Source organism: Microcoleus sp., from assembly GCF_049646505.1.
GTDB lineage: Bacteria > Cyanobacteriota > Cyanobacteriia > Cyanobacteriales > Microcoleaceae > Microcoleus.
The window spans coordinates 1-6,455 of record NZ_JBARVX010000119.1 but is presented as its reverse complement, the minus strand read 5'-3'; the positions used below and the strand labels follow the sequence as shown (position 1 = coordinate 6,455).

Annotated in this window: 9 protein-coding genes; 6 read left to right on the top strand and 3 right to left on the bottom strand. The window is 44.9% G+C overall.

Annotation, left to right across the window (positions count from 1 at the left end; all coding sequences use genetic code 11):
- Positions 1–86: 86 nt before the first annotated feature.
- Positions 87–887, top strand: coding sequence for a Uma2 family endonuclease (locus WBA89_RS07035; RefSeq protein ID WP_424405070.1), 801 nt, complete (start codon positions 87–89; stop codon positions 885–887).
- 342 nt (positions 888–1,229) lie between these two features.
- Here the strand turns inward: WBA89_RS07035 and WBA89_RS07030 are convergent, their stop codons facing one another.
- The 3 genes from WBA89_RS07030 to WBA89_RS07020 all read right to left on the bottom strand — a co-directional run bounded on the left by WBA89_RS07030 (position 1,230) and on the right by WBA89_RS07020 (position 3,364).
- On the bottom strand, positions 1,230–2,747 hold the full coding sequence (locus WBA89_RS07030) for a hypothetical protein (protein ID WP_424405068.1): 1,518 nt from the start codon (positions 2,745–2,747) through the stop codon (positions 1,230–1,232).
- A 222-nt stretch (positions 2,748–2,969) separates the two neighbouring features.
- Positions 2,970–3,125 carry a hypothetical protein gene (locus tag WBA89_RS07025; RefSeq protein WP_424405066.1) on the bottom strand — a complete coding sequence of 52 codons (156 nt, stop codon included), beginning with the start codon at positions 3,123–3,125 and terminating at the stop codon, positions 2,970–2,972.
- A gap of 107 nt (positions 3,126–3,232) precedes the next feature.
- Positions 3,233–3,364 carry a hypothetical protein gene (locus WBA89_RS07020; RefSeq protein WP_424405064.1) on the bottom strand — a complete coding sequence of 44 codons (132 nt, stop codon included), beginning with the start codon at positions 3,362–3,364 and terminating at the stop codon, positions 3,233–3,235.
- A gap of 262 nt (positions 3,365–3,626) precedes the next feature.
- Here WBA89_RS07020 and rpmH point away from each other — a divergent pair, with 262 nt between their 5' ends.
- From rpmH to WBA89_RS06995, 5 genes are all read left to right on the top strand, one after another.
- The gene (gene rpmH, locus WBA89_RS07015; RefSeq protein ID WP_193974120.1) at positions 3,627–3,764 is read left to right on the top strand and encodes a 50S ribosomal protein L34; all 138 of its coding nucleotides are present in this window, start codon (positions 3,627–3,629) and stop codon (positions 3,762–3,764) included.
- 42 nt (positions 3,765–3,806) lie between these two features.
- A complete protein-coding gene (rnpA, locus tag WBA89_RS07010) occupies positions 3,807–4,211 on the top strand; it encodes a ribonuclease P protein component (RefSeq protein WP_193974121.1) in 405 nt (134 codons plus the stop codon).
- Entirely contained in the window at positions 4,183–4,572 is a 390-nt protein-coding gene (locus WBA89_RS07005; protein WP_424405061.1) for a PH domain-containing protein, read from the top strand. The genes rnpA and WBA89_RS07005 overlap by 29 nt, the downstream gene beginning before the upstream one ends.
- 330 nt (positions 4,573–4,902) lie before the next feature.
- Positions 4,903–6,051 (top strand): membrane protein insertase YidC, encoded by a 1,149-nt coding sequence (gene yidC / locus WBA89_RS07000; protein WP_424405059.1) that lies wholly within the window; start codon positions 4,903–4,905, stop codon positions 6,049–6,051.
- 8 nt (positions 6,052–6,059) lie between these two features.
- The coding region (locus WBA89_RS06995; protein WP_424405057.1) for a protein jag at positions 6,060–6,455 on the top strand (396 nt) is incomplete at its 3' end.

Here is a 6,455-nt window from a genome sequence, read left to right as displayed (position 1 = left end):
GCTCTACACGGATTTTGACACGGATACACGGATGAATTTAACTGTGTTTCCTTGAATGTCAGCTACGGTACAATAGTATAAACTAAGTGTCTCTGGCGGTTCCTCCGGTGATTTCCAAGTCTCTGTTGCAAAATTTGCCCAGCACTGCCGACCTGCCCTGTTCGGACGATACGCCCGTGGATAACGAAGACCAGAACCTGTTACCCAATTTGTTGCTGCTGTCATTGATTTACCTCTGGTCAGCGCGGATGGACTGGTACTTCGGCGTAGATATGGCGGTGTATCACACTACTGGGGTGAGTCCGAAAGTGCCCGTGGTTCCTGATGGTTTCCTGAGTCTGGGGGTAGAGCGCAAGAAGGGAGGAAAATCGCGGCGCAGCTATGCCACTTGGGAAGAAAACGAGGTGGTGCCGATTTTTGTGTTGGAGATGGTGTCCCACCGTCCGGGAGGCGAATATGATGAAAAACTGGAGCTCTACGCCGAGTTAGGCGTGCTGTATTACCTAATTTATAACCCCGAATTTTGGCAGCGCGATCGCCATCAATCCTTTGAACTGTACAAACTCGAAAATGGCGTTTATCAACTACAAATTGGCGAACCTTACTGGATGCCAGAGGTAGGCTTGGGAATTGGGCGCTATCGGGGTATGGTAGGTGGCTTGTCCCAGGAAATTTTGACGTGGTACGACGCAGCGGGCGATCGCGAACTAAGCCCTGAAGAGCGGGAAAGACAACGCACAGAGCAAGAGCGATTGGCGAAGGAACAAGAGCGACTGGCGAAGGAGCAAGAGCGACTGGCCAAGGAACAAGCCCAGCAACGTGTAGAACGGTTAGAGGAAATGCTGCGATCGCAAGGTATCGATCCCGATCGATTACTAGATGTATAGGATGGTAGCTCTTGTAGAGAGGGGTAAAAACTTCAATGTGCGAGAAATTGGGTAAGAAATCCAGTTTTCAGTCTGGAATTCGAGCAATAATCGATCTGTGGCGATCGCACCTGAGCCCAAGCAACATTTAAACAGAATTGCACCAGCTAATCGCTGCGATCGATCTCGGCTCTGTAATGTCCCTACTCAGAAACCAAGTGAGATAACCTTCCCAATCACCCGCCGCAGATATCCTCGAACCTCCATGAGATAACCTTCCGACGCTCGGTGTCCATTGGGGCTGTTATGTGGTTATCCCTGCGATCAATGCTGTTTATCACCTTTTCTATTTCCTGGACGGCTTTATTCAGGAACGCCAAGACGCTGATAAAGCTCTTCCTGCTTATCATACAAAAAAGAATCAGCAAAAGTTCTGTTAGTTTGAGAGCTTAAATTTTCAATAACATCATTGAATGATTTATTTCGTAATTCATCTAAAACCTGAGCCAAGTTAAAACCAGCAGCAATATGAGGTTGTAGAGCTTCTAGCTCATCAATTGAAAGTATTTGCCAGTCAAGTCCAGTTATTCCTTCGGTTTCTAATAGGGCATTAATATGTTGTCGAAAGAACTCGCTATTAATCAGAAATAGTGGTTCCATTGAAACAAGAATTGGCTTAAATGTATTACAGTGGTGAAACTTCTGAAGCTCAGGAACTTTAGCCTGACAAGCAGATATGAAACTAGCAAGTTGCTTCAAACCTTTCTTTACTTGCGCTAGACTACTATTGACAGCATCTTCATTGGCTATTGCTTGTGCAGCTCTAGAGAACCGGGTTGCTTTACATTCAAATAAGAGAACTGTTGAGCCATCAACTACGATCCAATCCGGAGCTTTCCCTTTCTTGGCGGGATAGAAGTTTCGGATGTCTGACTCTGACAATAACTGCTCCGACAACAAACATTTTTCCAATACAAGACCGAAATATCGCTCAAAAACAAAGCCGAAATATTCAGAAAATTCGGTGCCATATGTATTGTACATTTGATAAAAAATTCCAGTTGAAATTCTTGAAGCGACTAACTCAGGTACAGGTGCATGAATAAAATCCTTGCCCGGAGTAGAAAATTGCTTATTTTGGCAAGGTCTGATAATTGGATAGGAAAACAGAGGATTAAAATCATACATCCTGAAACGCCGATCTTGATTTTTTCGGTTCTCATATAGTTCAACCAATTTCGATTTATCTGCTGCCAGTTGATTAAGAACCGCTCTAAAAGATTGGTCGCTTACATTAATTCCCTGTTTTCGCATCTTTTTGAAGTAATCTTGACTGACCGTAAAATTACCACGACATACAGAAAAGATTACAAAACCTATGGTTATAAAATCGATAACAGAAACACCAGTTATCGCCTGAAATTTGCTGTCAAAATCAAATCCAGGAATACCGCGAAGGTTTTTTAATTGTTGTGGAATTTCATGGAATAATAGTGTTGGGCGGGAGAATTCACTAAAAAGACCAGGTTTAAAAGGGAATTGACTACTGACAACTCTTAACAGCATAAAAATTGGATTTTCATCAATAAATTTATCATGCAAATCGTTGTCAAAAGTTATAGGATCGGCCAAGTAGTAGTCATTAGAAATATTGACTAGGTTGCGAAGATCGTGTTTTTTTATTGATTGAGATATTTTACTGGGATGACAAAATCTAATTGCCAATAAAGCGACCCCTCCAATCATAAAAGGTTCCAGTTTAGGAGAGCTTTTTTTAAGTAGATACAGTGAATGCAGGATATCTCCAAGTTTGAGATTTCCCAAAAGTGATTCTATTGTTGATTCTAAATTTTCTAGTTCAGCTAGAGAGTTAATATTCATAATTTACTTTCCTAATCAACATTTGGATCGAATATCCACAAAGTCACTTAGCTGTTTCCTCCATTGCACTTTGATTTATGGCTTCTGCCTCATCGAGTCAATCGTAATATTCTGTCATTTCTGCATTTCTATCGCGGCGAAGTTCTGCAATATAGCGGTTCTCACAAAGGTGAGGTATGCTTTTAGGCCCGGTTTGGCCGATGCCCGGTTTGGCCGATGCTTTTAGGCCCGATGCCCGATGCTTTTAGGCCCACGAGAGCACCTCATCTTTCTGAGAAAGGCTATATCTTCTAGCATCTCATCAAAGTGCGGATCGTTTTTAAAGGCTCCTGCCCACTTCATCACAGGATTTTCAGCTTTGGGAATGTCTACTGTCATAGAGATTATTTCGACCCTTTTTAGACGCTCCGTCAACAATCGGTGTAAAATTTTCAAAGCTTCTTCTTTACTAGATCCTGAGCTTCTGCACTCTGGCAATTCCCAAACTATTGCGCTGTAGAGGTGTCTTCATCGTGCTTTTCAATTAGAACTTGATAAGTTAATTGGGTTAAAGGATTCGGAGTAGAGGTTAATACTGTGGCATTCATCTGTTTTTTGGGGTTGGTTATATTTTGCATTTTAACGCATTGTTTTTCAAACATCCAATTAATTTTTTTTCGCAAGGCTTTCAATAAATATCAGCGGTTCATAAACCCGCAACGTTTAAAGAAGTCGGAGTTATAGCCTGTACTAATCATTCAAGGCTGCGATCGCAATTTCCATCAACTCTCAATACATCTCAACTCATAAAAATTTTATTGCGAATAAAACAACTTTATGGTAAACTAGCAGATTGTGAATATTAATCTAAAGTAAAGTAACAAGCCCGGAGAAATCGAAATGACACAGCAAACCCTGCACGGAACCAGCCGCAAAAGAAAAAGAACATCCGGTTTTCGCGCCAGAATGCGTACCGTAAACGGTCGATTGGTAATCAAGGCCCGCCGCAGCAAAGGTCGCCACCGCCTAGCAGTCTAGCACCGCAGCCTTGGTTGAGAAGCCTCAACGATCGCAGCCACCATGTTGCCTCCTACAAACCGACTCAAGCACCGAAAAGACTTCAGCGCCGTCTACCGCAAGGGAATGCGCCGCAACTCCGCTCATTTGAGCTTGAGAGCTCTGCACAAACCCAAAAGCGTCGAATTGAGCAAACCGACAGCCGAGAAATCGGTGCCGCCCACTCGTACAGGCATTTCTATCAGCCTCAAGGTGAGCAAGCGCGCTGTAGTCCGCAACCGGATTAAGCGCCAGATTCGGGCCGCTTTGCGAGAGCTATTGCCCCGATTAAAATTCGGGTGGGATTTAGTAATTGTCGTGCGTCCGATCGCACAAGAGTGCAATTATGCAGAAATTCTGCAAGAATTAGAGCAGTTGTTGGTAGAAGCCGAGGTACTAGATGGGAATTCGAGAGGAAGTATATTATGAAGGCGGCCCCGCGCCTGCAGACTTGATAATCAACTTGCTCCTAGGGCTGACTGTCGTGGGAATCCCACTGGCAGTAGGAGCAATTGTCCGAGCTCTGTGGCTGCGCTACCGGATCACCAGCCGCCGCGTCTCCGTAACTAGCGGTTGGATGGGAGGCGATCGCACAGACGTTATCTACTCAGATATAGTCAAAATTGTCACCGTACCTCGCGGTTTCGGGAGTTACGGTGACATGGTGCTGACAATGAAAAATGGCAGCCGCTTAGAATTGCGATCGATTCCGAAATTCCGAGCCGTGTATGACTACATTAACGAAAAACTGCCCGCAGCAGCTCAAAAAGCCAACGCGGCTAAAAGCTAAATAACGGCACCGCTTTCACCCTGATTTGAAGCCCGAATCAGTCGGTTTTAGATTGAAAAATTGACGGGGACAGATGCCTCTGGAATCTCGAACAAAAGTCTAAAATTTGGGGTGGCTGACGACAGAAGTCGGGCCCTAGTGTCCGCTTTTTCTGTGAAATCAGTGCGAATATTGGGCAATTGATTGCAAAAAACCGCAGGCGGGGCGGTCGATCGACAGGCAATGTCCTAAGATAGAGACAAAAGCCAAAAAGTTGAGGCAGCCCGCCTTCAGCGGGTGCAAATAGTTCTCAACAGCAAACAAAGAGCAGCTAAATTAACGAACAAACGAATGGATTTTGGTATCTCGTTTCTCTCCAACAACCTCATGCTGCCGATCCTGGATTTTTTCTACGGGATCGTGCCAAGCTACGGTTTAGCGATCGTAGCTCTGACGCTGGTGATTCGCTTTGCTCTTTATCCTCTCAACGCAGGCTCTCTTCGCAATATGCGACGCATGAAAGTAGCGCAGCCGTTGATGAAAGAGCGAGTAGATCAAATTCAAAAACTCTATAAAGACAATCCTACTAAACAGCAGGAGGAAATGAGCCAAGTCTACAAAGAATTTGGCAACCCTCTAGCAGGATGTTTCCCGTTGGTGCTGCAAATGCCAGTGCTGTTTGCACTTTTCGCAACGCTCAGGGGTTCGCCATTTTCTGACATAAATTACAGCGTCAACGTTGAAATTGTCCCGAAAGAACAAATCGAAACTGTTCAACCGCAAGCTTTTGCTACGCCGCCCCAAAATATTTACTTCACAGGTACTTTTCATGCTCCAATTGTGGGCGTGATTCCAGGCGGCGAGAAACTCGCAGTCGGCGACACAACCAAAATTGATTTTCAAACCCCACAGGGCAAAGCTCTCCAAGCCATAGCGACAGAAAATAAAACCGAAATAGACCTTGAACCTCGCTGGAAAGTTATCAAAGGCGAAGAACTCGTCAACGTAGACGAACAGGGCAACATCACAGCCTTAGCGCCCGGTGAAGTCACTGTTCAAGGCACGATCCCCGGATTGGCTGCCAACAAAGGATTCCTGTTTATTGAAGCTCTAGGCCGCGTTGGCGCGATCGACCCAGACGGTAAGATCCACTGGGATATTTTGGTGATGATCCTCGGCTTCGGCATCAGTTTGTACATCAACCAAACCCTTTCGGGACAAGCACAAGGGCCAAACGACAACCCCCAACAGGCGACAGTCAACAAACTAACGCCAGTCATATTTTCGGGGATGTTTTTGTTCTTCCCGCTGCCCGCTGGTGTATTGATGTATATGCTGATTGCTAACATCTTCCAAACAGTTCAATCGTTTATTTTGTCCAGAGAACCGCTGCCGGAAAATCTTCAAAAAATTGTGGATGAAGCAGAGGCGAAAACCCAAAAAGAACAGGGATTAGATGTACTTCCCTTTGAACCCAAGCGTTCTAAGAAAAAGGCTTGATTTTAACAATGAAAGAATCTCAAATGCAGCGCGGACAGCAATGGTTAGAAGAACTCCTAAAACTGTCCGCACTTTCCTCAGAAGTGGTATGCGAACAAAAAAAAGATTGCTATTGGATGACAATAGATCGAAGCAATCTGACTCCCGAACAAGTTGCGATCTTAGTGGGGCCTGACGGTGATGTACTAGATGCGATTCAGTACCTGTGCAACGCGGTTGCCAACATAGGTAACGAGTCAGATGAATCAATGCCTTATACAGTTGAACTCGATGGCTATCGCATCCGCCGCCAAGAGGAATTGCGCTCGATGGCTGAGCAGGCAGCAGATAGAGCGCGATCGACAGGATCTGAAATTGAACTAAAATCTTTGTCTTCGGCAGAACGCCGTCAAGTCCACGGCTTT